The 24506-nt window shown below is 71.8% G+C and carries 25 protein-coding genes; 5 read left to right on the top strand and 20 right to left on the bottom strand.

Going from position 1 to position 24506, the window contains the following annotated elements:
- Positions 1 to 103: 103 nt before the first annotated feature.
- The 14 genes from ACFWBT_RS27675 to ACFWBT_RS27610 form a co-directional block, all read right to left on the bottom strand.
- Positions 104 to 301, bottom strand: a complete 198-nt coding sequence (locus tag ACFWBT_RS27675; RefSeq protein ID WP_385705219.1) for a hypothetical protein — start codon at positions 299 to 301, stop codon at positions 104 to 106.
- Between the two features lie 174 nt (positions 302 to 475).
- Positions 476 to 1075, bottom strand: coding sequence for a hypothetical protein (locus ACFWBT_RS27670; RefSeq protein ID WP_385705217.1), 600 nt, complete (start codon positions 1073 to 1075; stop codon positions 476 to 478).
- Positions 1076 to 1110: 35 nt separating this feature from the next.
- Positions 1111 to 1686: a GNAT family N-acetyltransferase gene (locus ACFWBT_RS27665; RefSeq protein ID WP_385705215.1), complete on the bottom strand. Its 576-nt coding sequence runs from the start codon at positions 1684 to 1686 to the stop codon at positions 1111 to 1113.
- A gap of 4 nt (positions 1687 to 1690) precedes the next feature.
- Entirely contained in the window at positions 1691 to 3949 is a 2259-nt protein-coding gene (locus ACFWBT_RS27660; RefSeq protein ID WP_385705213.1) for an MMPL family transporter, read from the bottom strand.
- A 183-nt stretch (positions 3950 to 4132) separates the two neighbouring features.
- Complete coding sequence (locus ACFWBT_RS27655) at positions 4133 to 4414, bottom strand: hypothetical protein (protein WP_385705223.1); 282 nt, start codon at positions 4412 to 4414, stop codon at positions 4133 to 4135.
- Between the two features lie 165 nt (positions 4415 to 4579).
- Entirely contained in the window at positions 4580 to 6094 is a 1515-nt protein-coding gene (gene gatB / locus ACFWBT_RS27650) for an Asp-tRNA(Asn)/Glu-tRNA(Gln) amidotransferase subunit GatB (protein WP_385705211.1), read from the bottom strand.
- Between the two features lie 16 nt (positions 6095 to 6110).
- Positions 6111 to 6341 carry a hypothetical protein gene (locus ACFWBT_RS27645; RefSeq protein ID WP_385705221.1) on the bottom strand — a complete coding sequence of 77 codons (231 nt, stop codon included), beginning with the start codon at positions 6339 to 6341 and terminating at the stop codon, positions 6111 to 6113.
- A gap of 8 nt (positions 6342 to 6349) precedes the next feature.
- A complete protein-coding gene (gene gatA / locus ACFWBT_RS27640; RefSeq protein WP_385705209.1) occupies positions 6350 to 7855 on the bottom strand; it encodes an Asp-tRNA(Asn)/Glu-tRNA(Gln) amidotransferase subunit GatA in 1506 nt (501 codons plus the stop codon).
- Between the two features lie 5 nt (positions 7856 to 7860).
- Positions 7861 to 8157: an Asp-tRNA(Asn)/Glu-tRNA(Gln) amidotransferase subunit GatC gene (gene gatC, locus ACFWBT_RS27635; protein ID WP_261705575.1), complete on the bottom strand. Its 297-nt coding sequence runs from the start codon at positions 8155 to 8157 to the stop codon at positions 7861 to 7863.
- 458 nt (positions 8158 to 8615) lie between these two features.
- Positions 8616 to 10856: a putative bifunctional diguanylate cyclase/phosphodiesterase gene (locus ACFWBT_RS27630; RefSeq protein WP_385705207.1), complete on the bottom strand. Its 2241-nt coding sequence runs from the start codon at positions 10854 to 10856 to the stop codon at positions 8616 to 8618.
- A gap of 259 nt (positions 10857 to 11115) precedes the next feature.
- Positions 11116 to 13311 carry an NAD-dependent DNA ligase LigA gene (gene ligA, locus ACFWBT_RS27625; protein ID WP_385705205.1) on the bottom strand — a complete coding sequence of 732 codons (2196 nt, stop codon included), beginning with the start codon at positions 13309 to 13311 and terminating at the stop codon, positions 11116 to 11118.
- A 15-nt stretch (positions 13312 to 13326) separates the two neighbouring features.
- On the bottom strand, positions 13327 to 14334 hold the full coding sequence (locus tag ACFWBT_RS27620; protein ID WP_385705203.1) for a methionine synthase: 1008 nt from the start codon (positions 14332 to 14334) through the stop codon (positions 13327 to 13329).
- Between the two features lie 56 nt (positions 14335 to 14390).
- Complete coding sequence (locus ACFWBT_RS27615; protein ID WP_385705202.1) at positions 14391 to 15080, bottom strand: SDR family oxidoreductase; 690 nt, start codon at positions 15078 to 15080, stop codon at positions 14391 to 14393.
- A 51-nt stretch (positions 15081 to 15131) separates the two neighbouring features.
- Positions 15132 to 15671 carry a TIGR00730 family Rossman fold protein gene (locus tag ACFWBT_RS27610; RefSeq protein ID WP_356467226.1) on the bottom strand — a complete coding sequence of 180 codons (540 nt, stop codon included), beginning with the start codon at positions 15669 to 15671 and terminating at the stop codon, positions 15132 to 15134.
- A gap of 50 nt (positions 15672 to 15721) precedes the next feature.
- Here ACFWBT_RS27610 and ACFWBT_RS27605 point away from each other — a divergent pair, with 50 nt between their 5' ends.
- Together ACFWBT_RS27605 and ACFWBT_RS27600 are read left to right on the top strand one after the other, a co-directional pair.
- Complete coding sequence (locus tag ACFWBT_RS27605; protein ID WP_385705200.1) at positions 15722 to 16045, top strand: DUF427 domain-containing protein; 324 nt, start codon at positions 15722 to 15724, stop codon at positions 16043 to 16045.
- 64 nt (positions 16046 to 16109) lie between these two features.
- Positions 16110 to 16895 (top strand): alpha/beta fold hydrolase, encoded by a 786-nt coding sequence (locus tag ACFWBT_RS27600; RefSeq protein WP_385705198.1) that lies wholly within the window; start codon positions 16110 to 16112, stop codon positions 16893 to 16895.
- A 141-nt stretch (positions 16896 to 17036) separates the two neighbouring features.
- On the opposite strand, the gene mnmA is transcribed toward ACFWBT_RS27600, so the two are convergent.
- Positions 17037 to 18158: a tRNA 2-thiouridine(34) synthase MnmA gene (gene mnmA / locus ACFWBT_RS27595; RefSeq protein WP_385705197.1), complete on the bottom strand. Its 1122-nt coding sequence runs from the start codon at positions 18156 to 18158 to the stop codon at positions 17037 to 17039.
- Between the two features lie 60 nt (positions 18159 to 18218).
- Here mnmA and ACFWBT_RS27590 point away from each other — a divergent pair, with 60 nt between their 5' ends.
- The gene (locus ACFWBT_RS27590) at positions 18219 to 18914 is read left to right on the top strand and encodes an N-acetylmuramoyl-L-alanine amidase (protein ID WP_385705195.1); all 696 of its coding nucleotides are present in this window, start codon (positions 18219 to 18221) and stop codon (positions 18912 to 18914) included.
- A gap of 306 nt (positions 18915 to 19220) precedes the next feature.
- Here the strand turns inward: ACFWBT_RS27590 and ACFWBT_RS27585 are convergent, their stop codons facing one another.
- The 3 genes from ACFWBT_RS27585 to ACFWBT_RS27575 all read right to left on the bottom strand — a co-directional run bounded on the left by ACFWBT_RS27585 (position 19221) and on the right by ACFWBT_RS27575 (position 21226).
- Positions 19221 to 20390, bottom strand: a complete 1170-nt coding sequence (locus ACFWBT_RS27585) for a cysteine desulfurase family protein (RefSeq protein ID WP_385705193.1) — start codon at positions 20388 to 20390, stop codon at positions 19221 to 19223.
- Between the two features lie 251 nt (positions 20391 to 20641).
- Positions 20642 to 20980 carry a DUF4190 domain-containing protein gene (locus ACFWBT_RS27580; protein WP_385705192.1) on the bottom strand — a complete coding sequence of 113 codons (339 nt, stop codon included), beginning with the start codon at positions 20978 to 20980 and terminating at the stop codon, positions 20642 to 20644.
- Positions 20981 to 21058: 78 nt separating this feature from the next.
- Positions 21059 to 21226 carry a hypothetical protein gene (locus tag ACFWBT_RS27575; protein ID WP_356751706.1) on the bottom strand — a complete coding sequence of 56 codons (168 nt, stop codon included), beginning with the start codon at positions 21224 to 21226 and terminating at the stop codon, positions 21059 to 21061.
- A 185-nt stretch (positions 21227 to 21411) separates the two neighbouring features.
- Here ACFWBT_RS27575 and ACFWBT_RS27570 point away from each other — a divergent pair, with 185 nt between their 5' ends.
- Positions 21412 to 22038 carry a TetR family transcriptional regulator gene (locus ACFWBT_RS27570; RefSeq protein ID WP_385705190.1) on the top strand — a complete coding sequence of 209 codons (627 nt, stop codon included), beginning with the start codon at positions 21412 to 21414 and terminating at the stop codon, positions 22036 to 22038.
- 185 nt (positions 22039 to 22223) lie between these two features.
- On the opposite strand, the gene ACFWBT_RS27565 is transcribed toward ACFWBT_RS27570, so the two are convergent.
- Entirely contained in the window at positions 22224 to 22592 is a 369-nt protein-coding gene (locus ACFWBT_RS27565; RefSeq protein ID WP_385705189.1) for a hypothetical protein, read from the bottom strand.
- Between the two features lie 135 nt (positions 22593 to 22727).
- Positions 22728 to 23690: a helix-turn-helix transcriptional regulator gene (locus ACFWBT_RS27560; protein WP_385705187.1), complete on the bottom strand. Its 963-nt coding sequence runs from the start codon at positions 23688 to 23690 to the stop codon at positions 22728 to 22730.
- Between the two features lie 103 nt (positions 23691 to 23793).
- On the opposite strand from ACFWBT_RS27560, the gene ACFWBT_RS27555 reads away from it, so the two are divergent.
- Positions 23794 to 24384 carry a TIGR03086 family metal-binding protein gene (locus ACFWBT_RS27555; protein ID WP_385705185.1) on the top strand — a complete coding sequence of 197 codons (591 nt, stop codon included), beginning with the start codon at positions 23794 to 23796 and terminating at the stop codon, positions 24382 to 24384.
- Positions 24385 to 24506: the final 122 nt, after the last annotated feature.

Raw genomic sequence — 24506 nt, 5'->3', positions numbered from 1 at the left:
CGCGGGCGGGGGGCAGGGCGGCGGCCGCCCCCGGTCCGCCCGCCTCCCCCCCCCGCCTGGGGCGGGCCGACTGCCGTGCGGCCGTCCACAGGCGCCCCGGCGCTCATGCGACGCGGGCGAACCGGTGCCGGCGGGGGCGGTGGCTATGGGCCTGCCCCTCCGTGTCATTGTGCGCCGACCGGCGGGCGTCCGTGCGCCGGGCCGCTCGGTGGCCGCGCTGGGCCTCGTTGGCGAGCCGGTAGTTCTGGGCCTCGCGGATGAGTTCCGCGGACCGGATCTGCTGAAGCTCGTACTCGAACATCTCGTACCCCTGGTGAAGAGTCGGTTTCGGCCTCGCTCTGTGCGATGTCTCAACCTTCGTCTCCAAGGGGGGTGCGCCACATCGGGAGAGTTCCGCATCTTGCGCACGCGAAGGGCCTTAGGGCGGCGGTAAGGAACTTACGCCGGCCCTAAGGCCCCTCAGAGTTCTCGGGATTCAGCTGGTGGAGGGCAGTCCGAGGATGAGGTCGGAGTACTTGGCGACGGCGAGGACCAGTCCGACGACGCCGAGCGAGACACCCGCCCAGGCGACCGACTTGATCCAGGCGGCCTGCGGCTTGCCGGGGGCACCGAACGCGGGCCGGACCAGGACGACGACGCCGACGATCAGCGCGGCCAGTGCGAAGAGGCCGCCGATCAGCGCGGTGGTCGCCCAGGCATCGCCGTAGACCTCCTTGACCTGCGTGGCGACGCTCGCGTTCGACGAGGTCTGGAGCTGGCCGACCAGGGTCTCGCGCGCGGCGGCGACGGTGGCGACCCAGCTGCCGGTCAGCGACACCACACCGAGTCCGGCGGACACCACGGCGGCGGCACCCTGGCCGACACCGGCGGCCTGACCGGCCTCGGCGGTGTCGTCGCCGTCCGCGGGGGCCTCGTCGTCCTCGTCCTGCTCCTCGGTCGGCTCCGTGGCATAGGCCTCGGTCTCGGTCCCGTTGTCGGCGGACGTCCCGGTCTTGGTGACGTCCACCGTCTGCTCGTCGCGCTTCGCCTCGGTGCCGGTCTCGGCCCCGGCCTCGTCAACTGTCTTGGTTCCCATGACCCGCACCGTACGGACGCTCTCTGAGAAGTTCCTTAACGGTCCTTGTGAGCGGCACGCTCGCGTGCGGCACGCCATTCGGGCGCGAGTACGGACCACACTTCGAGGTCGTGCCGGACGCCGCGGTAGGGGTGCTTCTCCCGGAGCACGCCGTCCTGGCTCATGCCGAGCCGCCGGGCCACGTTCAGGCTCGGGACGTTCCCGGCCGCGGCGACCCACTCCACGCGGTGGATTCCGCGCTGCTCGACGGCCCAGTCGATGAGCACCCGCATCGCGCGCGTGACCAGACCGCGCCCGGAGGCGGCGGGTTCCAGCCAGCAGCCGACCTCGCAGTTGGCTTCCTCCGCGTCGAAGTTCAGGAAGAGCACCCCGCCGACGAGCTTCCCGTCCAGCCACAGTCCGTGCAGGGACCCGGTGTCGGCGGCGCGCATGTCGGCGTACCTCTGGAGGTGTCCCCGCGCGGACGGCACGTCCGTGGACTGGGACCCGAAGGGGATGAACTGCCCGATGAACTCGCGCCCCCGGTCCAGGTGTGCGAGGAACTCCTCGGCGTGCCACGGCTCCAGCGGCCGCAGCTCCGCTCCGTCGTCACCCAGAGATATCGCGTACATCCCTCTACCGCTCCTTCGCCAGTACGTCCGCCACTTCGGCGTTCGCCGCGTCCGCGCCGTCCAGTACGTCCGCCACCTCGGCGTCCGTCGCCTCGGCCAGCCTCTCATGCGCGGCACGGCACTCGGGCGGTTCGATGCTGATGCGGGGCAGCCGGCGGTCGAGCCAGCGGGGCAGCCACCAGTTGGCGCCGCCGAGCAGGTGCATGAGCGCGGGGACCAGGAGCGTCCGCAGGATGAAGGCGTCGAGGGCGACGGCGGCGGCGAGGGCGATGCCGAACATCGCGATGACACGGTCGCCGCTGAGCACGAAGGCGAGGAAGACCGAGATCATGATGACCGCGGCGGAGTTGATCACCCGGCTGGTCTCGGCGAGGCCGACCCGGACCGCACGCCGGTTGTCACCGGTCTCCAGCCACTCCTCGTACATCCGGCTGACCAGGAACACCTGGTAGTCCATCGAGAGCCCGAAGAGCACCGACACCATGATCACGGGCAGGAAGGGCTCGATCGGGCCCGCGCGGCCGAGGCCGAGCAGCTCGCTCCCCCAGCCCCACTGGAAGATCGCGACGACCACTCCGAAGGCGGCGGCCACGGCGGCGATGTTCATCACCGCGGCCTTGAGGGGGATGCCGATCGAACGGAACGCGAGCAGCAGCAGGACACAGCCGAGGCTGATCACGACGCCGACGAAGAGCGGGAGCTTGCCGACGATGACGTCCGCGAAGTCGTCGTAGCTCGCCGTCACCCCGCCGACCTGCACATCGAGGGCGGTGCCCGACTCGGCGCGCGGCAGGACGTCGGTGCGCAGCCGGTCGACGAGGTCGCTGGTCTTCTGGGACTGCGGCGCGGAGGTCGGGACGACGGTGAGGAAGGCGGTGTCACCGGCGGAGTTGTACGTCACCGGGGCCGCCGAGGCGACGCCCTCGGTGGCCCGTAGCGTGGCGTCCAGGTTGTCCAGGGCGAGCCGGTCCTCGGCGCCGCCGACCTTGGTGACGAGGGTCAGGGGCCCGTTCACACCGGGTCCGAAGCCCTCCCCGATGAGGTCGTAGGCCTGCCGCGTGGTCGTCGCCTTCGGGTCGTTGCCCTGGTCGGAGGTGCCCAGGTGGAGCGAGAACGTGGGCAGGGCGAGCAGGGCCATCACGACGACGGCCACGGCACCGAGCAGCTTGGGGTGGCGTTCCACGAACGCGGACCAGCGGGCGGCGAACCCGGTGGCCATTTCCGGCGCGGGTCCGTGCTCCTCCAGTCGCCGCCGCTCCCGGCGGCTCAGTGCGCGGGGACCGATGAAGGAGAGCAGCGCGGGCAGCAGGGTCACGGAGGCCGCGACGGTGAGGACGACGGTCAGGGAGGCCGCGATCGCGACGCCGTTGAGGAAGTCGAGCCGCAGGATGAGCATGCCGAGCAGAGCGATGCAGACCGTGGCGCCGGCGAAGACGACCGCCCGTCCGGTGGTGGCGACGGCGTTCTGCGCCGCCTCGGCCACCGGGAGTCCGCGTTTGAGGCCACGCCGATGCCGGGTCACGATGAACAGCGCGTAGTCGATGCCGACGCCGAGCCCGACCAGCATGCCGAGCATGGGGGCGAAGTCGGCGACGGTCATGGCGTGGCCGAGGAGCACGACTCCGGCGTACGCCGTGCCCACGCCGATCAGGGCGGTGGCGATGGGCAGCATGGAGGCGGCGAGGGAGCCGAACGCCAGGAAGAGGACCACGGCGGCGACGGCCACGCCGACGATCTCGGCGACATGTCCGCCGGACGATTTGGTGAGGGCGATGGCGGTGCCGCCCAGCTCCACGTCGAGTCCCTTGGCCTCGGCGGCCTTCGCCGTGTCGACGACGGCCTGGACCTCGCCCTTGTCGAGGTTCTCGGCCCGGTCGGCGAAGGTGACGGTCGCGTACGCCGTCCGGCCGTCCGCGCTGATCCCCTCCGATCCCTGGCGCTGGTACGGGCTGTCGACGGAGGCCACTCCGGGGAGCTTCTCGATCTTGTCCAGGGCCCGGGTCATCGACTGCTCGACGTCCGCGGAGCGCACTGTGCCGGGGCTGGTGTGCCAGACAACGGTGTCGCTGTCGCCGCCGAGGCCGGGGAAACCGTCCGCCAGGAGCTGGGTGGCGCGGCCCGATTCGGTGCCGGGGGCCTCGTAGTCGTTCGAGTACGCGGAGCCCGTCACGACGGCGGCGGCGCTCACACCGCCGAAGGCCGCGAGCCAGAGCAGAACGGCGACGAGGCGGTGCTGAACACACCAGCGTGCGAGGGCTGCCACGGACGAGCTCCCTGGGGGATTTGTGGATCTTTATCGGGAACTGCCCGCAAAGAACGCATGACTAATGCGTCATCACTCTTACAGCCGGAAATGATCCTTTGTCGCATTCGTGGGCTTACTCACAGGACTGCGACTCACCTCACAGAGCAGTCCCGTGGGCTCTGTCGCCCCGCCCGTCATCGCTCAGTCGAACTGGTCACCCACAGCCATGACCATCACACCCGCGATCATCAGCCACAGGGCGCGCCGGGTGCGGCCCCGGGCCCCCAGTACCGACGCGACGGCGCACACGGCGGCCCCGGAGGCATAGGAGACGGGTATGAGGGCGGTCCCGGATCCGGTGGAGCGCAGCGCCGACACCGCGAGCCCCGCGACGGTCAGCAGCGCTCCCGTCCCGACCGCCGTCCAGCGGGCCCGCCGGACCTCCTGGTCCTGGCCCTGGCCCTGGCCCTCGTCCTGGTCCATGCCCTGGACATGCTCATGGCCCTGGTGCTGGTGGTCGCGCGTGTCGGAGTCAGTGGTTCCACTCATGGCGCGGGAGCGTAGCGCGTGCGCCTGAGAGCGCCGACACAGACCCCAGGGGGTGCATCGGTTGCGATGCACCCCCTGGGATGTGGGAGAACCCGGACCTCAGCCTTCGCCGACGCCCAGCTTCTCCAGGATGAGCTCCTTGACGCGAGCCGCGTCGGCCTGGCCGCGGGTGGCTTTCATGACCGCGCCGACGAGCGCGCCGACGGCCTGGAGCTTGCCGCCGCGAATCTTGTCGGCGATGCCCGGGTTCCCGGCGATGGCCTCGTCGACGGCGGCGGTCAGCGCACCCTCGTCCGAGACGACCTTCAGGCCGCGCTTGTCGACGACCTCGTCCGGGGTGCCCTCGCCGGCGAGGACGCCTTCGATGACCTGACGGGCGAGCTTGTCGTTCAGATCGCCGGCGGTGACCAGCTCGGCCACCCGGGCGACCTGCGCCGGAGTGATCGGCAGGTCCTCCAGGGCCTTGCCCGACTCGTTGGCGCTGCGCGCCAGCTCGCCCATCCACCACTTGCGGGCGGAGGCGGAGTCGGCACCGGCCTCGATCGTCGCGACGATCGAGTCGATGGCACCGGCGTTGAGGATCGACTGCATGTCGTGGGCGTTCACGCCCCACTCCTCGCGCAGCCGGTTGCGGCGGGCCAGCGGCTGCTCGGGCAGTCCGGCGCGCAGCTCCTCGACCCAGTCACGGGACGGGGCGACGGGGACGAGGTCGGGCTCCGGGAAGTACCGGTAGTCTTCGGCCTCCTCCTTCACGCGGCCCGAGGTCGTGGACCCGGTGTCCTCGTGGAAGTGGCGGGTCTCCTGGATGATCGTGCCGCCGGAGTTCAGCACCGCGGCGTGGCGCTGGATCTCGAAGCGGGCGGCCCGCTCGACGGAACGCAGGGAGTTGACGTTCTTCGTCTCGGAGCGCGTGCCGAACTTCTCACGCCCGTGCGGGCGCAGCGACAGGTTCACGTCGCAGCGCATCTGACCCTGCTCCATACGGGCTTCGGAGACACCGAGCGCCTTGATGAGCTCGCGCAGCTCGGCGACGTACGCCTTGGCGACCTCGGGGGCCCGCTCGCCCGCGCCCTCGATCGGCTTGGTGACGATCTCGATGAGGGGGATGCCCGCGCGGTTGTAGTCGAGCAGGGAGTGCGAGGCGCCGTGGATGCGGCCGGTGGCACCGCCGACGTGCAGCGACTTGCCGGTGTCCTCCTCCATGTGGGCGCGCTCGATCTCCACGCGGAAGACCTCGCCGTCCTCCAGCTGGACGTCCAGATAGCCGTTGAAGGCGATCGGCTCGTCGTACTGGGAGGTCTGGAAGTTCTTCGGCATGTCCGGATAGAAGTAGTTCTTCCGGGCGAACCGGCACCACTCGGCGATCTCGCAGTGCAGCGCGAGGCCGATCTTGATGGCGGACTCGACCCCGGTCGCGTTGACGACCGGGAGGGCGCCGGGCATGCCGAGGCAGGTCGGGCAGGTCTGCGAGTTGGGTTCGGCGCCCAGCTCGGTCGAACAGCCGCAGAACATCTTCGTCTTGGTGCCGAGTTCGACATGGACTTCGAGGCCCATGACGGGGTCGTAGGAAGCGAGTGCGTCCTCGTACGACACCAGGTCGATCGTGGTGGTCACGGTGAAAACTTCCCTCTCAGCCCAGCAGGACGTCGTCGTCGCCCAGGCGCTTGAGCTCCCGGTAGAGGATGGCGAGGCCGGTGACGATGGCGGCGGCGGACAGGGCCGCGTCGATGAGGCGCAGCGTGTCGTTCTCGTTGCGGGCCTTCTTGACCTGCTTCGCGACACCGAGCGCGCCGAGCGCCGTACCGGCCATGGACAGATACGTGCCGGACTTGGACTTCTTGAATCCCTTGGCCTTGGACATTGCCTTGCTCACAGCGACGGAGCCTCCTCAAGCAGCGGGTGCCCCCACTTTTCCACGAAGGCGGCCTCGACGGCGGCGCCGACCTTGTAAAGGCGGTCGTCTTTCAGCGCCGGGGCGATGATCTGCAGACCGACCGGGAGGTTGTCCTCCGGGGCGAGACCGCAGGGCAGCGACATGGCGGAGTTGCCGGCCAGGTTGGTCGGGATGGTGCACAGGTCCGCGAGGTACATCGCCATCGGGTCGTCGGCGCGCTCGCCGATCGGGAAGGCGGTGGTGGGCGTGGTCGGGGAGACGATCACGTCGACCTGCTCGAACGCCTTCTCGAAGTCGCGCGTGATGAGCGTACGGACCTTCTGGGCGCTGCCGTAGTACGCGTCGTAGTAGCCGGAGCTGAGCGCGTAGGTGCCGAGCATGATGCGGCGCTTGACCTCGGGGCCGAAGCCGGCCTCACGGGTGAGGGCGGTGACCTCCTCGGCGGAGTGCGTGCCGTCGTCGCCGACGCGCGCGCCGTAGCGCAGGCCGTCGAAGCGGGCGAGGTTGCTCGAGCACTCGGACGGGGCGATCAGGTAGTACGCGGAGAGCGCCAGGTCGAAGGACGGGCAGTCCAGCTCGACGATCTCGGCACCGAGCTCCTTGAGCACGGCGACGGCCTCGTCGAAGCGCTGCACGACACCGGCCTGGTAGCCCTCGCCGCGGAACTGCTTGACGACACCGACGCGCATCCCCGTGACGCTGCCGTTGCGGGCTGCCTCGACGACCGGCGGGACCGGCGCGTCGATGGAGGTCGAGTCGAGCGGGTCGTGCCCGGCGATGACCTCGTGCAGCAGAGCGGCGTCGAGGACCGTACGGGCGCAGGGGCCGCCCTGGTCGAGGGAGCTGGAGAAGGCGACCATGCCGTAGCGGGAGACCGCGCCGTAGGTCGGCTTGACGCCGACCGTGCCGGTGACGGCCGCCGGCTGGCGGATGGAGCCGCCGGTGTCGGTGCCGATCGCGAGGGGCGCCTGGTAGGAGGCGAGGGCCGCGGAGGAGCCGCCGCCGGAGCCGCCGGGGATGCGGGTGAGGTCCCACGGGTTGCCGGTCGGACCGTACGCGCTGTTCTCGGTGGAGGACCCCATGGCGAACTCGTCCATGTTGGTCTTGCCGAGGATGACGACGTCGGCGGCCTTCAGCCGCTTGGTGAGGGTCGCGTCGTACGGCGGGATCCAGCCTTCGAGGATCTTGGAACCGACCGTGGTCGGGATGCCCTCGGTGGTGAAGATGTCCTTCAGCGCGAGGGGCACACCGGCGAGCGGGCCGAGCTTCTCGCCGGCCGCGCGCTTGGCGTCCACGGCGCGGGCCTGGGCCAGGGCGCCCTCACGGTCGACGTGCAGGAAGGCGTGCACCTTCTCGTCGACGGCCTCGATCCGGGCCAGGTGGGCCTCGGTGACCTCGACGGCGGTCAGCTCGCCCGCCGCGATCTTCTCGGCGATCTCGGCCGCGGTGAGCTTGATGATGTTGACGTTGGTGTCCGTCATGGTGATTAGTCCTCCCCCAGGATCTGCGGCACCTTGAAACGCCGCTGCTCCTGGGCCGGGGCGCCGGAGAGCGCCTGCTCGGGGGTGAGCGACGGACGGACCTCGTCCACGCGCATGACGTTCGTCAGCGGCAGCGGATGAGAGGTCGGCGGTACGTCTTGGTCGGCGACCTCGCTGACGCGGGCGACCGCGCCGATGATGTCGTCGAGCTGGCCGGCGAAGTGGTCGAGCTCTTCGCCCTTCAGCTCCAGACGCGCCAGCCGTGCGAGGTGGGCGACCTCCTCGCGCGTGATGCCAGGCATGCAGCGATCCTCTGGGGTGAGTGTGTGTGGTTTGGCCCAATCCTATGGGGCTCGGGCCGATGCCCGCGCCCGGGTTTGCCGGGGCACGCCCGCGGCCCGGCCTCCGGCCGGTCGTCTCCCACCCGCGCACCACCCGTTCACCGTCCCCCGGCAAGCCGAACTCTCCCGTTCGGCCGTCCCACCATCGGCGGCAACCGGCCCACCAGTTCCCCGGCTTCCGGCCGGTTGTCTCCCACCCGCGCAGCACCCGTGACAGTCTTCCGACAGGCTCGGCCCCTCGTGGTCCCTTCCCGCCGCAGGCGTCGTGCGGTGAGGAGGGGCATGGCCGCAGACGCGGCCTCCCGTGCCCTCCGTCGCGGCGGACGCCGACGGCGAGAGGCCCCGGGGGGCTCACCTGTCCGGAGACAGTCACGGGTGGTGCGTGGGTGGGAGACATCCGGCCGCAGGCCGGACCGGAGCTACTCGGCGGCGGGAAGGGCGGCCCGCGGGCGCTGCCAGCCGCGGGAACCGCGGGCCAGCAGCCACGCCGTGGCCTCGTCGGGCGGCATCGCCGCGGCGACCAGCCAGCCCTGCACGGCGTCGCAGCCCAGGTCACGCAACCGCTCCCACGTCTCGTCGTCCTCGACGCCCTCCGCCACGACGAGAAGACCCAGCGAATGCGCGAGGTCGACGGTGCAGCGCACGATCTCGGCGTCCTCGGTGTCCACGGCGAGCCGTGCGACGAACGAGCGGTCGATCTTCAGCTCGCTGACCGGGAGCCTGCGCAGATGGACCAGGGAGGAGTAGCCGGTGCCGAAGTCGTCCAGCGACATCTTCACGCCGTGCCCGGTGAGAGCGGCCAGGGTGTCGGCGGCACGCTGGGGGTCCTCCAGGAGCACGTGCTCCGTTATCTCCAGTTGGAGCGCTCCCGCGGGGACTCCGTGCCGGGCCAGGCGCGCGGCGACGGATCCGGCGAACCCCGGCGTGTGGACGTCGCGCGGCGACACGTTCACCGCGACCGGCACGAAGAGGCTCTGGGCCCGCCAGCGCGCGACCTGCGCGAGGGCCGTCTCCAGGACGTACTCGGTGAGGTGCGGCATCAGCCCGGACGACTCGGCGATGGCGATGAACTCGTCCGGCGGTACCTTGCCGCGCTCAGGGTGCACCCAGCGGACCAGTGCCTCGAGTCCGGCCACCTGTCCGTCGAAGCGGACCTTGGGCTGGTAGTGCAGTTCGACGTCGCCGGCGTCCAGGGCCCGGCGCAGGTCGCCCAGCAGGCCGAGCCGGTCGGGGGTGTTGGAGTCCCGCTTGGACTCGTACACCTCCACGCCCGTGCGGTCCCGCTTCGCCTGGTACATCGCGACGTCCGCCCGGCGCAGCAGCCCCTCCGCGTCGAGCGCGTGGTCGGGGAAGACGGCGAGCCCGGCGCTGGCCTCCAGGACGAGGGTGAGTCCGTCGAGGTCGAGCGGCGAGCCGAGGGCGGCGACCAGATTGCGGGCGACCCGCGTGGCCGACGTGGTGGAGTCCGCGACCGGCAGTAAGACGGCGAACTCGTCCCCGCCGAGCCGCGCGGCCTCCGCCCCGCGCGGCAGTGCGAGCCGCAGCCTGTCGGCTATCTGGAGGAGCAGCCGGTCGCCGGCGAGGTGCCCCAGCGTGTCGTTCACCGACCGGAAGCGGTCCAGGTCGATCAGCATCAGGGCGGAGCGTGCGCCGATGCGCTCGGCGTCGTCCAGGGCCGTCCAGGTGCGCTCCAGCAGCCACTGACGGTTGGGCAGCCCGGTCAGCGGGTCACGCAGTTGCTCCTCGGCCCGTGCGCGGGCTATCCACAGGGTGGAGTCGAGGGCGATCAGCGGGATCGAGAACAGGGGCAGCAGCATCGGCTGGGCCATCGCGACGACACAGACCAGCGGCGCGATGCCGAGCAGCGCCACGGCGACGAGCCCTTGTCTGACCAGGGCCGTACGGGCGACGGTGGGCAGGCCGCCGCCGCGCGGTGCGTGCAGGTACCAGAGCAGGGCGCGGGTGACGGCGAGATAGGCGCCCGCGACCAGGACCACCTGAGGGGCGGCGTAGAAGGTCCAGGTCTCGGGGTCCCAGGGCGCCTCGACGCTCGGGAACCGCCCGAACGACGCGAGGACCAGGGCTCCGGCGCCGATGCCGAGGATGTCGACCGCGCCGTGCAGTACGCCCTGCCGCCAGCGGTTGCGGCGGGCCATGCCGACCAGGACGACGACGGTCAGGCTGACCATGCCGGCGGGGACCCAGCCGTAGAGCAGCAGGACCGCGAGGGTGAGTGCCGCGCCGGAGCCGGTGCCGCCCCACCAGCGGGCACGGCCGAGGGCGACCAGGTGGCCGACGATGATGCCGGTCAGCAGCGCCAGCGACCAGCCGACGGCGCCGCACGGGAAGAGCGCGTGGTGGCCGCTGAACGCCCGGTAGAAACCGGCGCCGAGGACGAACGCGGCGGCGACCACGACCGCCGACGGCAGTGCGGGCCAGGACATGTGGCGTTCGGAGTCCTGGCCGGGCAGTCCGGTGCCTCGCTCGGCGGTGAGCCGGCCGACGCCGGCGAGGGTGGGAGCGGCGAGCGGTGCGGCACCGAGCCCGCTCGGGGCGGGGCGCTCCGAAGGCCGTCCCGTCCGCAGGCCCGCCAGCCACGCGCCGGTCATCCGGCGCAGGCGCAGCCGTGGTTCGGGGGCGGCGCTCTCGGTCGGTTCCATTCCCGTCCCTCTCACTGCCGGCGGTGCCCACGCCACGCGGTCCGTTGCCGGCGACAACTGCCAACGGTGCCGCGTCGAAAACCCTTCCCCTGGCTCGTGCGGAGCCGGGGATGCGCCAACCGCAGCCGGGCACGGTAAGCGCACACCTCAACAGTAGGCCGCGGAAGGCTTCCACGGGCAGCGGTCGACGACGGTCGCCCGAATGCGACCTGGCCACCCGTATGCAACTGATATGCGCCGAACGGGTGACCTTCAACCGCTATTCCTCGACCGGAAGCGCGACTTCCGTCGCGGCGTCCGGTCCTTGTCCGAGCAGGACGGCGAAGCCCTCCTCGTTGAGGACCGGAACCTTCAACTGCATCGCCTTGTCGTACTTCGAGCCAGGATTGTCACCCACGACGACGAAGGATGTCTTCTTCGAAACAGAACCGGTCACTTTTGCTCCACGGCTCTGGAGTTCCTCCTTCGCGCCGTCCCGCGTGTGGTGTTCGAGCGTTCCCGTGACGACGACGGTCAGCCCTTCGAGCGGGCGGGGCCCCTCGTCCTCGCCGGCGCCCTCGTCCTCCATCCGGACTCCGGCGGCCCTCCACTTGCGGATGATCTCGCGGTGCCAGTCCTCGGCGAACCACTCCTTGAGCGAGGCGGCGATGATCGGCCCGACGCCCGCGGTGGTGGCGAGCTCCTCCTCGGTGGCCTCCTCGATCCGGTCCACGGAGCGGAACTCGCGGGCCAGCGCCTCGGCCGCGACCGGGCCGACGTGCCGGATGGACATTCCGTTGAGGAAGCGCGCCAACGGGCGCTGCTTGGCGGCCTCGATGTTCTCCAGCAGGGAAAGGGTGTTCTTCTTGGGCTCGCCCTTCTGGTTGGCGAAGACCGTGGCGATCTTCTCCTCACCGGTCTTCGGGTCACGCTTGGGCAGACCGCTGTCCTGGTCGAGGATGTAGGCCTTGATGGGCAGCAGCTTCTCCACCGTCAGACCGAACAGGTCGCCCTCGTCGGCCAGTGGCGGGTCGGCCGGCCCCAGGGGGCGGGTGAGCGCGGCCGCCGCCACATCGCCGAAGTGCTCGATGTCCAGGCACTCCCGGCCCGCGAGGTAGGAGACACGCTCTCTCAACTGGGCCGGGCAGGTGCGGGCGTTGGGGCAGCGCAGGTCGATGTCGCCCTCTTTCATGGGCCGCAGCGCCGTGCCGCACTCGGGGCACTCGGCCGGCATCACGAACTCCCGCTCGCTGCCGTCGCGCAGGTCGGCGACCGGGCCGAGGATCTCCGGGATGACGTCACCGGCCTTGCGCAGCACCACCGTGTCCCCGATGAGGACGCCCTTGGCCTTCACCACGTCCTGGTTGTGCAGGGTGGCGAACTCGACCTCGGAGCCGGAGACCGTGACCGGCTCGACCTGCGCGTACGGCGTGACCCGGCCCGTACGGCCCACGCCTACGCGGATGTTGACGAGCTTGGTGTTGACCTCTTCGGGCGCGTACTTCCAGGCGATCGCCCAGCGCGGTGCGCGCGCGGTGGAGCCGAGCCGACCCTGGAGGGGGATCTCGTCGAGCTTGACGACCACCCCGTCGATCTCGTGCTCCACGGCGTGGCGGTTCTCCCCGTAGTACGCGATGAACTCCCGTACGCCGTCGAGGTCGTCGACCACCTTGGCGTACCGCGTGGTCGGCAGGCCCCAGGTGTGCAGCAGGCCGTAGGCCTCGGAGAGACGGCCGAGGCCCTCGAAGCCCTCCAGGGCACCGATGCCGTGGACGACCATGTGGAGCGGCAGTGTCGCCGTGACCTTGGGATCCTTCTGGCGCAGCGAACCGGCGGCGGAGTTACGGGGGTTGGCGTACGGCTTCTCCCCCGCCGCGACGCGCCGTGCGTTGAGGCCCTCGAACGCCTCCATCGGGAAGTAGACCTCGCCGCGGATCTCGACGAGCGCGGGGACGTGATCACCCTTCAGGCGGTGCGGAATCTCAGCGATCGTCATGACATTGGGGGTGATGTCCTCGCCGGTCCGGCCGGTGCCCCGGGTGGCCGCGCGGGTGAGCCTGCCGTCCTCGTACGTCAGGTTCACGGCGAGGCCGTCGACCTTGAGCTCGCACAGGAAGTGGTAGCCGGACGCGCCCACGTCCTTGGCCACACGGGCGGCCCAGGCGGCGAGCCCCGCGTCGTCGAAGACGTTGTCGAGGGAGAGCATGCGCTCGCGGTGCTCGACCTCGTCGAGGTCGGTCTCGTACTCGACGGCGACCTTCTGGGTCGGCGAGTCCGGTGTGCGCAGCTCGGGGTACTCGTCCTCCAGCGCCTCCAGGGAGCGCAGGAGCGTGTCGAACTCCGCGTCGCTGATGACGGGAGCGTCCTTCGCGTAGTACCGGAGGCGGTGCTCCTCGATCTGCTCGGCGAGCTGCGCGTGCCTCTCCCGTGCCTCGGCGGGTACCGATGTGGGCTCTGCGTGCTGTTCGCCGGCCACCGTTGTGTCCTCCCGTTACTCAGGGTTGTCCGCGAGGGATCTCGCCGCCCGGACGCAGTGGGCCAGCGCCCTGCGCGCGAAGTCGGGGGAAGCCCCCGCGAGCCCGCACGACGGAGTGAGCGTGACCGCCTCCGCGAGAAGACCCGGCCGCAGCCCCAGCCTGCGCCACAGCGTCCTGACACCCATGACGCTACCGGCAGGGTCAGACAATGGGACGTCCACGCCGGGGATGACACCGGCGAACAGACGCGTACCCGCTTCGACCGCTTCTCCGACGGCATCGTCGTCACGCTCGGTGAGGAGCGAGAAGTCGAAGGAGATCGCCGCCACGCCCGCCCGGCGCAGCAGGGCGAAGGGGACGTCCGGCGCGCAGGAGTGGACCACGACAGGACCGCCCCCGTGCACCCCGACGACGTCCCGGAGCATCGCCTCGGCGACCTGGCGGTCCACGGCGCGGTGGGTGCGGTAGCCGCTGGCGGTCGGCACCTGGCCGCGGAGCACGGAGACCAGGGAGGGTTCGTCGAGCTGCAGGACGATCTCGGCCCCGGGAATCCGGCGGCGTACGTCTTCGAGGTGGAGGCGCAGTCCCTCGGCGAGTGATCCCGCGAGGTCGCGGCAGGCGCCCGGGTCGGAGAGGGCGGACTCGCCGTTCCTCAGCTCCAGTGCGGCGGCCAGGGTCCAGGGACCGACCGCCTGCACCTTCAACGGGCCCTCGTACCCCTGGGTGAACTCCTCCAGGGCGTCGAGGTCCTCGCCCAGCCACGACCTGGCCCGCTTGGTGTCCCTGCCCGGCCGGTCCCCGAACCGCCAGCCGCTGGGCTCCACGCGCGCGTACAGCTCGACGAGCATCCCCGCGGTCCGGCCGATCATGTCCGCCCCGGGCCCCCGCGCGGGCAGTTCGGCGAGGAACGGGAAGTCGTCGAGGGAGCCGGTGACGGTCTTCGCGGCCTCCCGCGCGTCACCGCCCGGCATGGACCCGACCCCGGTGGCGGAACCGAACCTGAACTCGCTGTTTTCGCTCACCCCGGAAGCGTACGTAATCCCCGGGGGAGGTCAGGCGCCCGGCATCCCCGGGGCGGTCAGCCGCCCGGCCGCACCGTCAGATCGTTGACCTCGGCGTCCCGGGGCAGGTCGAGCGCCATCAGGATGGTCGTCGCCACCGACTCGGGGTCGATCCACTTCGCCGCGTCGTAATCCTTGCCCTCCTGCTGGTGGACCTTGGCCTGCATGGGGCTGGCGGTGCGGCCGGGGTAGACGGAGGTCACCCGGACCCCGTTCCCGTGCTCCTCGTGCCGCAGGGAGTCGGCGAGGGCCTTCAGGCCGTGCTTGGAGGCGGCGTAGGCGGACCAGTCGGCGTGGGCGTTCAGGCCGGCGCCCGAGTTCACGAAGATCACGTGTCCCTGGGCCACGCGGAGCTGGGGCAGGAAGTGGCGGGTCAGCTCGGCGGGGGCGATCAGGTTGACGCTGAGCTGGTGGCGCCAGGACTTCGGGGTCAGCTCGCCGACCGGGCCGAGGTCGACCACGCCCGCGATGTGCAGCAGGGAGTCGACGCGGCCGGGGAGCGACTGGTGCGAGAACGCCCAGGAGAGCTTGTCGGGGTCCGCCAGGTCGCCGACCAGGGTCTTGGCCCCGGGGAACGCGGCGGCCAGTTCCTTGGCGCGGCCCGCGTCGCGCGCGTGGAGCACGAGTTCGTCCCCGCGCGCGTGCAGACGGCGGGCGACGGCCGCGCCGATGCCGGAACCGGCCCCGGTGATCACATGTGTAGGCATGGACGCCATGCTCGCATCACCGGATGCCGACCCCGAACCGGGTGCGACGCCTCACCGGGTGCCGAAGCTCTCCTCCAGGTAGGCCAGTGCTCCCACCGGCTCCTCGGCGAAGAACACCAGGTCGGTGAGCGGTCGCGGCAGGAAGCCCTCGGCGTCCATACGGCGGAACTGCTCCTTGAGGCCGTCGTAGAAGCCCGCCGTGTTGAGCAGGACCACGGGCTTCTCGGTCTTCCCGTGCTTCTTCAGTTCCAGGATCTCGGTCGCCTCGTCGAGGGTCCCGGTGCCGCCGACCATCACGACCACCGCGTCGGCCTTCGCCAGAAGCAGTGCCTTGCGCTCGGCCAGGTCGCGGGCAACCACCATCTCGTCGGCGCCCGTGCGGGCCTTGGCGGCCAGGAAGTCCACCGAGACACCCACCAGGCGCCCGCCCGCCTCCTGCACGCCGTCGGCGACCACCTTCATCAGCCCGACGTCGGAGCCTCCCCACACCAGGGTGTGGCCGCCCTTGCCGAGGAGTTCGGCGAACTCCCGCGCGGGGCGCGTGTAGCGGTCGTCGAGGTCGGCGGCGGAGAGGAAGACACAGATGTTCATGCATTCACCGTACGCGGGAACGATTCGGGGCCCGCGAGCGCTTTTCCGGTATGGCTGAAGGACACACGATCACCATCGAGCAGGGCACCCAGCACGTCCGCGTCGTGCACGGCGGCCAGGTCCTGGCGGAGAGCGACCGCCCCCTGGTGCTGCGCGAGACCGGCTGTCCGGTGCGCTACTACCTCCCGCCCGCGGACGTCCGGCTGGATCTGCTGACGCCCTCCGACACCCACACGTTCTGCCCCTTCAAGGGCACCGCGTCCTACTGGTCGCGCCCCGACGCGGCCGATCTCGTCTGGGCCTACCCCGACCCCAAGCCCGATGTCGCCGGGATCAAGGACCACCTCTGCTTCTACGAAGTGGACGTGTCCTGAGTTCGGGGCGCGCGCGGGCGTGGTGACGCGATGAGTTCCCGGTCGCCCGGCAGTCTCTACAGGCATGGACAAGAAGACCATCTCGCGCGACGGGACCCCCATCGCGTACGAACGCTACGGTGACGGCCCGACGGTCGTCCTGGTCGGCGGCGCCATGTGCACGGGTGCCACGCTGGCGCCCCTCGCCCAGGCCCTCTCGGACCGCTTCGGCGCCGTCACCTACGACCGGCGGGGCCGCGGCGCCAGCGGCGACACCGCACCCTTCGCGGTCGACCGCGAGGTCGAGGACATCGCGGCACTGATCGACGCCTTCGGGGGCGGCGCGGCGCTCTACGGCATCTCGTCGGGCGGCGCGCTGGCCCTGGAGGCGACGGCGAGCGGGCTGCCCGTCCGCGAAGTCGCGGTCTACGAGACGCCGTTCGCCGTCGACGAGGTGGCCGCCAAGGGCCGTGCGGAGTACACCGAGCGGCTGACCGAGCTGCTCGCCCAGGACCGGCGGGGCGACGCCGTCGAACTCTTCATGACCCTCGTCGGCACACCCCCGGAGATGATCGCCGGGGTGCGCATGTCCCACGCCTGGGCCGGCATGGAGGCCATCGCGCCGACCCTGGCGTACGACAACGCCGCGATGGGCGACAGCGGGGTGCCCCGCGAGCGGCTGGCCGCCGTCACCGTCCCGGTGCTGTCGATCGCGGGCGACGGGAGCCCCGAGTGGATGCGCGCGGCGGCGCGGACCGTCGCGGAGGCGGCACCGGACGGCTCGTACCGCACGCTGGCCGGGCAGACCCACATGGTGGACCCGCAGGTGCTCGCCCCGGTGCTGGCCGAGTTCTTCGGGACGAAGGGCTAGGGGACGCCGTTCGGATCACCCGGGTCCGCGGTGATCCGGACGACAGCCCTTGGCCACCGGAACCGGTATGGAGGCCATCGCGCCGACCCTGGCGTACGACAACCTCGCCCTGGTCCGACGTATTGGCCGCCGGACCGGGTCCTAGACGTCCGCCGTCGCGCGCGTGGTCGCCGCGATCGTCGCCGAACCGACCACGCGGGTGCCCTCGTACAGCACGATCGCCTGGCCCGGGGCCACGCCGCGGACCGGCTCGGTGAAGCGGACCTCCAGGGAGCCGTCGACCAGTTCGGCGCGCACCTCGGTCTCGCCGCCGTGGGCGCGGAGCTGAGCGGTGTAGGTGCCGGGACCGGTCGGGGCCGCGCCGCACCAGCGGGGCTTGACCGCGGTCAGGGCGGTCACGTCCAGGGAGGCGGCCGGGCCGACCGTCACCGTGTTGTTCACCGGCGAGATGTCGAGGACGTAGCGCGGCTTGCCGTCGGCGGCCGGGGTGCCGATGCGCAGCCCCTTGCGCTGGCCGATCGTGAAGCCGAACGCACCCTCGTGGGAGCCGATGACCGCTCCGGCCTCGTCGACGATGTCGCCCTCCGCCTTGCCCAGGCGGTTCGCCAGGAAGCCCTGGGTGTCGCCGTCGGCGATGAAGCAGATGTCGTGCGAGTCCGGCTTCTTGGCGACGGCCAGGCCGCGGCGCTCGGCCTCGGCGCGGATCTCGCCCTTGGTGGTGACCGTGTCGCCGAGCGGGAACACCGCGTGGGCGAGCTGGCGGTCGTCCAGGACCCCGAGGACGTACGACTGGTCCTTGGCCATGTCGGAGGCGCGGTGCAGCTCGCGCGTGCCGTCCTCGCGGACGATCACCTGCGCGTAGTGGCCGGTGCAGACCGCGTCGAAGCCGAGCGCGAGCGCCTTGTCGAGCAGGGCGGCGAACTTGATCTTCTCGTTGCAGCGCAGGCACGGGTTCGGGGTGCGGCCCGCCTCGTACTCGGCGATGAAGTCCTCGACCACGTCCTCGCGGAAGCGCTCGGCGAGGTCCCAGACGTAGAAGGGGATGCCGATGACGTCGGCCGCGCGGCGGGCGTCGCGCGAGTCCTCGATGGTGCAACAGCCACGCGCGCCGGTCCGGAACGATTGCGGGTTCGCCGAGAGGGCGAGGTGCACGCCCGTCACGTCGTGCCCGGCCTCGACGGCGCGGGCGGCGGCTACGGCGGAGTCCACTCCGCCCGACATGGCGGCGAGGACGCGGAGGGGGCGCTGCGAGGTGTCAGTCATAACCCCTCCAGAGTACGGGGCCGCGGGAACCGGAGCCCGCGAGTATCCGTTGAAGATCGCATGGGGGAGAAAAAGGGGAAGCCACAGGGCCGTGGGTCCGGGGCGGGAGCCAAGGACGCGGACCGGCCGGTCGGGCGCCGGGTGCTGCTCATCGGCGGTGCGGCGGCCGCCGTGAGCGCTGCCGGGCTCGCCCGGGAGAAGCTGTCGCACGTGTGGTGGCGGCTGCCGGGTGTGGAGAAGTCGCGGGTCGCGGGGGCGGTGGACTTCCGGGGCGCGCGGTGGGTGGCGGCGTCGGCGGCGAACTGGCGGCGGGCCGACCGTCCCGACGACTACTCGATAGACCGGGTGGTCATCCATGTCACCCAGGGCAGCTTCGCGAGCGCGGTGAAGGTCTTCCAGGACCCGGGGCACGGAGCGGCCGCGCACTACATCGTCCGCAAGGACGGTCATGTCACGCAGATGATCCGCGAGCTCGACGTGGCGTTCCACGCGGGGAACCGCGAGTACAACGAGCGCAGTGTCGGCATCGAGCACGAGGGCTTCGTCGATCGGGCCTCGTCGTTCACGGACGCGATGTACGCGGCCTCGGCACGGCTGACGGCCGGGATATGCGGGCGGTACGACATCCCTGTCGACCGCGATCACATCATCGGGCACGTGGAAGTACCGGGCACGGACCACACGGATCCCGGACGGCTCTGGGACTGGGACCGGTATCTGCGGCTCGTCCGACGGGCCCGGACGGCGTCCGCCTGACGAAGGCCCGAGGGTCTCGGGGACTGAGGCCCCGGCCCTAGGGGACGGCTGCGGGGGGGGTCTGAGGGACGCGGACTCCAGGCCCGCGGCACCACGGGGGTCAGGTGAGGCCCGTCCGCGGGTGTCATCGGCAAGGGTCAGGTGAGGCCCGTCCGCGGGTGTCATCGGCAAGGGTCAGGTGACCCGTCCGCGGGTGTCATCGGCAAGGGTCAGGTGAGGCCCGTCCGCGGGTGTCATCGGCAAGGGTCAGGTGAGGCCCGTCCGCGGGTGTCAGCTATGGCCCGTCAGTGGTGTCATCGGCGGGGGTCAGGTGAGCCCCGCCGTGCGCGCCCGTTCCACCGCCGGGCCGATCACGCGCGTCACCGCCGCGACGTCAGCCTCCGTCGAGGTGTGGCCGAGCGAGAAGCGCAGGGTGCCCCGGGCGAGGTCCGGGTCGGTGCCGGTGGCGAGCAGGACATGGCTCGGCTGGGCCACGCCCGCCGTGCACGCCGAGCCGGTGGAGCACTCGATGCCCTGAGCGTCGAGCAGCAGGAGCAGCGAGTCGCCCTCACAGCCCGGGAACGTGAAGTGCGCGTTGGCGGGCAGCCGGCCGCCCGGTGCCGGGTCGCCGCCGAGGATCACGTCGGGCACGGCCTTGCGGACGGCGTCGACCAGGACGTCGCGCAGGGCGCCGATCTCGCGGGCGAACCACTCACGCTGCTCGGCGGCCAGCCGCCCGGCGACCGCGAAGGAGGCGATCGCGGGCACGTCGAGCGTGCCGGAGCGGACATGGCGCTCCTGGCCGCCGCCGTGGAGCACGGGTACGGGGCTGTACTCGCGGCCGAGAAGCAGCGCGCCGATCCCGTAGGGACCGCCGATCTTGTGGCCGGACACCGTCATCGCGGCGAGGCCCGAGGCGGCGAAGTCGACGGGGATCTGACCGAAGGCCTGGACGGCGTCGGCGTGCAGCGGGATGCCGAACTCGGCCGCGACATCGGCCAGTTCACGGACCGGCATGATGGTGCCGATCTCGTTGTTGGCCCACATGACGGTGGCGAGGGCGACGTCGTCGGGGTTGCGGGCGATGGCCTCGCGCAGGGCGTCGGGGTGGACGCGGCCGTACGCGTCGACGGGCAGGTACTCGACCGTGGCGCCCTCGTGCTCGCCGAGCCAGTGGACCGCGTCGAGGACGGCGTGGTGCTCGACGGGGCTCGCGAGGACACGAGTACGGCCCGGGTCGGCGTCCCTGCGGGACCAGTACAGGCCCTTCACCGCGAGGTTGTCGGCCTCGGTGCCGCCGGAGGTGAAGACCACCTCGCTGGGACGGGCGCCGAGGGCGTCCGCCAGGGTCTCGCGGGCTTCCTCGACCGTCCGCCGGGCAGAGCGGCCGGCGGCGTGGAGGGAGGAGGCGTTGCCCGTGACGCTCAGTCGGGCGGTCAGAGCCTCTACCGCCTCGGGGAGCATCGGGGTGGTCGCGGCGTGGTCGAGGTAAGCCATGGTGGGCCCGATTCTACGGGCCCGCTCTCCCCCTGCCTCGGCCCCCACCGGCGGACGTCCCGCCCCGGCTCGCGAGCGGGGCCGCGGCGCGCCTCCCGGCTCCGCGCGGGCCCTCGATCAGCGCACGGGGCGCACAGGTCGCGGGGCGCACGGGTCACGCGGGTCGCACGCGGCCTACGCGGCACATCCGGCTCCACCGCGCAGGCGACCGCGTCGGCACCCGCGTCGGCGCCCGGTCGTCGGCTCAGGCCTCAGAAGCTCCAGGACACCGTGCTGTCGAACTGCATGAAGGCGACCAGGACGACCAGGTCGGCGACGCCCAGGCCGAGGCCGAGGAAGGCGCGGCCACGGCGGGCCGTGCCGCGCCACAGGGCGACGGAGGCGAGAACGATGGCGATGGGGCCGAGGAAGACGTTCAGCACCAGGAGGCCGAGGAGGCCGAGGATGAAGGCGGCCACGGCCATGCCGTCCGCGTCCCGGACGGCGGTCCGGCGCGTGGCGCGGGCGGCCTCGGCGGGGCGGGCGGTTTCCGTGGTGTGGGCGGGTCGAGCGGTGCGAGTCGTGCCGGTGGTGCGCGTGGTGAGTTCCATGACGTGAGTCAGCTCCCAACGGTCAGTCGGTGAAGGTGTGGGACCAACGGCCGGTCGGCAATGCTGCGGGACCAACGGTCAGTTGACGGAGGGGTGGCGTCGGCGGGTGTTGCGCTCACGCAGCGCGAAGACGACCAGCCAGACGCCGATGACGGCCGCCGCGACGAGGGTCACGGGCAGCGGCGCGTGCGCCACGGAGCCCATGACGACGCCGAGCAGCAGGAGTGCGGCGACGAGGAACAACATGAGGTGCCTCTCGAAGAAGTCTCGTGGTCCGGTCCCGGACCGTCCGGTGCCTCGACGGTGAGGCACGGATGTTTCCGGGACTTGACGACTCAGTGAACGGTTGTAGTAACAGTTGTTCACTGACTTCCGAGTCTAGCGCGTCCGACGGCTTTAAAATTCCAGAGAACAGTTGTTAACTGCATGGCATGAGTCACACTCTCGGCATCCGCCAGGCGCAGAAGCAGAAGACCCGACAGGCGCTGCTGGACGCCGCGTTGGCGCTTCTGGAGGACCAGAGCCTGAGCAGCCTGGGTCTGCGCGAGGTCACCCGTGCCGTCGGAGTCGCCCCGACCGCCTTCTACCGGCACTTCCGCTCGACGGCGGATCTCGGCGTGGCCCTGGTCGAGGAGGCGCTCGGCAGCCTGCACCCGATGATCGAGGACACGGTGTCCGCGGCCGGCGACAGCGACGAACGCATCGCCCGCGCCGTGGAACTGATCGCCCATCACGTCGGGACACACCCGGCGCACGTCCGCTTCATCGCGCGCGAGCGGCACGGCGGGGTCCAGCCGGTGCGGGACGCGATCCGCGAGCAACTGGCCCGGTTCGCCGAGGAAGTGAAGGACGCGCTGGCCGAGCACCCCGAGTCGCTGGGGTGGAACGACGACGATCTGCTGATGCTCGCGGGTCTGTACGTCGACCACATGCTGATGGCGGCCTCGGCGTTCCTGGAGGCGCTGGACGGCTCCGAGGCGGAGCGCGAGCGGGTGGCCCGGGTGGCGAGCCGTCAGATGCGGCTGATCAGCATCGGACGCCGTCACTGGCTCGGCTGACCGCGACGGCCGTCCGGGGCGGGGCCGCGCCGAACCGAGCCACACCACCCCGCCCCCCCCCCCCCGCCCCACCACCCCGGCGACCGCCGCCCGAAGTCCGGTCCCCTAAGTCCGATCCCTGAGGGCCGGTCCCCGAAGTCCGGTCCCCCGAAGGTCGGCCTCCCGAAACCCGGTCTCCCGACGCGTCAGCCCTGCGCGGGCGCCTGTTCCTGTCCCTGCCCCTGTCCCATCTGGCCGCCGCCGGGACCGCCGCAGCCGCCCTGGCCGCCGCCCGTGCCGCCGCCGGGAGCGCCGCTCGGCATGCCCGAGGGGTTGCCGGAGGGCGCCTTCCCGGTGGGCATGCCGGACGGGGCGCCGGAGCGCGAGGGCATGCCCGAGGGCGCGCCGCTCGGGCGTCCGGAGGCACCGCTCGGCATCCCGGAGGGACGCGTGCAGTTCTGGCCGTCGGAGGTCTTGCTGTTCGAGGACGACGAGTCACCTGAGCCGCAGGCCGCCAGCAGGGGCGTGAGCGCGAGCAGGGCGATGACGGGGACGAGTCGTGCACGACGGTTCATGGGGCAACTCCCGGTCAGGTCACGTGGGCCGGCTGAGGACAGCCGGACGAGCGGGGGCCAGAGCACCAGATCCACGTAGGGCCGCGCTGTGCCGCGGCTGTGCTTCGCTGTGCGGCGCCCTTCCCCGCGCCGGGCTCAACCCCCCTCGTACACCGCGCTGATGGCCGCCGCCGTCGCCGCCAGTTCCTGCCGCACCTCGGCGGGCGCGAGGACCTCCACCGCGTCTCCGAAGGCCAGCAGCGTGCGGGCCTCACGGACCGAGCCGTGGGAGAGGCGCACGGTCACCCATTCGCTCGCGCCGTCGTCCTCGGGCAGCTCCACGAGGGTGGCCGCGTTGAGGCGCGCGAACATGTCGAGGCGGGAACGCCGTACCCGAACCGTGACGTCGAGAGCCCCCGGCCGCTCCTCGACCTGACGGCGCAACACCTCCCAGGCGTCGGCGAGTTCGACGCCCGGCCGGCGCCGCACCGGCTCCGGCAGGAGGGTGGCCGCGCGGACCCGGTCGGCGCGGAACAGGTGTGGACTGCCGCGCCGGTCGGCGACCAGGTACCAGACACCGGCCTTGGAGACGAGCCCGTACGGGTCGACGGTGTACGTGCGCGGTTCGGTCTCCCCGCCGTGCCGGTAGCGCAGCCGCAGCCGGCGGTCGGTGAAGACCGCGTCCTGCAACACGTCGAGGTCGACGGCTCGTCGGGGCCCGCCCTTCCACCGGGTGGCATCGACGAGGACGCGCCTGCTGGTGACCTCGGCGGCCGGCCGGAAGGGCGCGGGCAGCGCGGCCATCACCTTGCGCAGCGCGGAACCGAGCGCCTCGTCGAGGCCGAGAGCCGCGTGCGCGCCCTGCGCGGCCAGGATGAACAGCGCACGTGACTCGTCCGCGGTCAGTCCCGTGACGTCCGTACGGAATCCGGCGAGCAACTCGATGCCGCCGTGCCGTCCGCGCTCGGCGTAGACCGGGACACCGGAGGCGGACAGCGCCTCGATGTCCCGGTAGATGGTGCGCACCGACACCTCCAGCCGGTCGGCGAGCTCGTGCGCCGGGACGCGGCCGCGGGTCTGGAGCAGCAGGAGGATCGAGAGCAGGCGGTCGGACTTCACGCGCTCAGGATCGCGCCCGCCGAGGGCCGCCGCAAATGTTGACGGGAACTGTCAGGTTATGCGGCGAGGGTGAGGGCACACCGAGACACGGAAGAGGTCAGTCATGAACGCCATGGACCCCCGCCCCCTGTACACCCGCGCCGCCGAGCAGATCGCGTCACTGATCGGGACCGTCCGGCCGGAGCAGCTGGCCGGCGCCACCCCGTGCGACGAGTTCGACGTACGCGTGTTGCTGTCGCACATCGTGGGCGGCACCCGGCGGATCGCCGTGATCGGGGCGGGCGGCGACGGGCTCGCGGTGCGGCCGTTCGCCGACGGCGTGCCGGACGACGGCTGGCGCGTCGCGTACGACGAGGCCGCGGCGGAGGTCGCCGGGGCGTGGGCGGACGACGCCCGGCTGGACGCGCTGGTGCTGGTGCCCTGGGGCGAGGCCCCCGGGCGTATCGCCCTCGCGGGGTACGTGATGGAGGCCGTCACCCACACCTGGGACCTCTCCGAGTCCCTCGGAAGGCCACTCGAACTCGATCCGGAACTGGCCGAGTTCGCGCTCGCGATCGCCGGCCGCGTACTGCCCGACGAGGGACGCGAGGACCCCGAGCTGCCCTTCGGCGCGGTGGTACCGGCCCCCGGAGGGGCCGACGCCTACGAGCGGCTGGCGGCCTGGACGGGCCGTCGGCCGCTGGTGACCGTCTGACGGGCCGGGGCTTCGCCGGTGGAGGCGTGACGGGTCACGGGCGGCGGAGCCGCTGCCGGGCACGTGGTCACGGCCGGACCGGGCACACGGTGATCGCAGGACACGGGCACACGGTGGACACC

Origin of the sequence: Streptomyces sp. NPDC060027 (assembly GCF_042737005.1) — a bacterium.
Lineage (GTDB): Bacteria > Actinomycetota > Actinomycetes > Streptomycetales > Streptomycetaceae > Streptomyces.
The sequence above is the reverse complement of the archived record's forward strand: the minus strand, read 5'-3'. Positions and strand labels throughout refer to the sequence as shown.

Bases quoted from the DNA above. Each gene is read 5' to 3' on its own strand.
- gatA (WP_385705209.1), bottom strand. From the start codon at position 7,855: ATGACGGACACCAACGTCAACATCATCAAGCTCACCGCGGCCGAGATC.
- ACFWBT_RS27555 (WP_385705185.1), top strand. From the start codon at position 23,794: ATGAACGCCATGGACCCCCGCCCCCTGTACACCCGCGCCGCCGAGCAG.
- ACFWBT_RS27565 (WP_385705189.1), bottom strand. From the start codon at position 22,592: ATGAACCGTCGTGCACGACTCGTCCCCGTCATCGCCCTGCTCGCGCTC.
- ACFWBT_RS27570 (WP_385705190.1), top strand. From the start codon at position 21,412: ATGAGTCACACTCTCGGCATCCGCCAGGCGCAGAAGCAGAAGACCCGA.
- ACFWBT_RS27580 (WP_385705192.1), bottom strand. From the start codon at position 20,980: ATGGAACTCACCACGCGCACCACCGGCACGACTCGCACCGCTCGACCC.
- ACFWBT_RS27675 (WP_385705219.1), bottom strand. From the start codon at position 301: ATGTTCGAGTACGAGCTTCAGCAGATCCGGTCCGCGGAACTCATCCGC.
- ACFWBT_RS27615 (WP_385705202.1), bottom strand. From the start codon at position 15,080: ATGCCTACACATGTGATCACCGGGGCCGGTTCCGGCATCGGCGCGGCC.
- ACFWBT_RS27605 (WP_385705200.1), top strand. From the start codon at position 15,722: ATGGCTGAAGGACACACGATCACCATCGAGCAGGGCACCCAGCACGTC.
- ACFWBT_RS27670 (WP_385705217.1), bottom strand. From the start codon at position 1,075: ATGGGAACCAAGACAGTTGACGAGGCCGGGGCCGAGACCGGCACCGAG.
- ACFWBT_RS27590 (WP_385705195.1), top strand. From the start codon at position 18,219: ATGGGGGAGAAAAAGGGGAAGCCACAGGGCCGTGGGTCCGGGGCGGGA.
- ACFWBT_RS27630 (WP_385705207.1), bottom strand. From the start codon at position 10,856: ATGGAACCGACCGAGAGCGCCGCCCCCGAACCACGGCTGCGCCTGCGC.
- ACFWBT_RS27575 (WP_356751706.1), bottom strand. From the start codon at position 21,226: ATGTTGTTCCTCGTCGCCGCACTCCTGCTGCTCGGCGTCGTCATGGGC.
- ACFWBT_RS27610 (WP_356467226.1), bottom strand. From the start codon at position 15,671: ATGAACATCTGTGTCTTCCTCTCCGCCGCCGACCTCGACGACCGCTAC.
- ACFWBT_RS27665 (WP_385705215.1), bottom strand. From the start codon at position 1,686: ATGTACGCGATATCTCTGGGTGACGACGGAGCGGAGCTGCGGCCGCTG.
- ACFWBT_RS27645 (WP_385705221.1), bottom strand. From the start codon at position 6,341: ATGTCCAAGGCCAAGGGATTCAAGAAGTCCAAGTCCGGCACGTATCTG.
- ACFWBT_RS27585 (WP_385705193.1), bottom strand. From the start codon at position 20,390: ATGGCTTACCTCGACCACGCCGCGACCACCCCGATGCTCCCCGAGGCG.
- ACFWBT_RS27600 (WP_385705198.1), top strand. From the start codon at position 16,110: ATGGACAAGAAGACCATCTCGCGCGACGGGACCCCCATCGCGTACGAA.
- gatC (WP_261705575.1), bottom strand. From the start codon at position 8,157: ATGCCTGGCATCACGCGCGAGGAGGTCGCCCACCTCGCACGGCTGGCG.
- ACFWBT_RS27655 (WP_385705223.1), bottom strand. From the start codon at position 4,414: ATGGACCAGGACGAGGGCCAGGGCCAGGGCCAGGACCAGGAGGTCCGG.
- mnmA (WP_385705197.1), bottom strand. From the start codon at position 18,158: ATGACTGACACCTCGCAGCGCCCCCTCCGCGTCCTCGCCGCCATGTCG.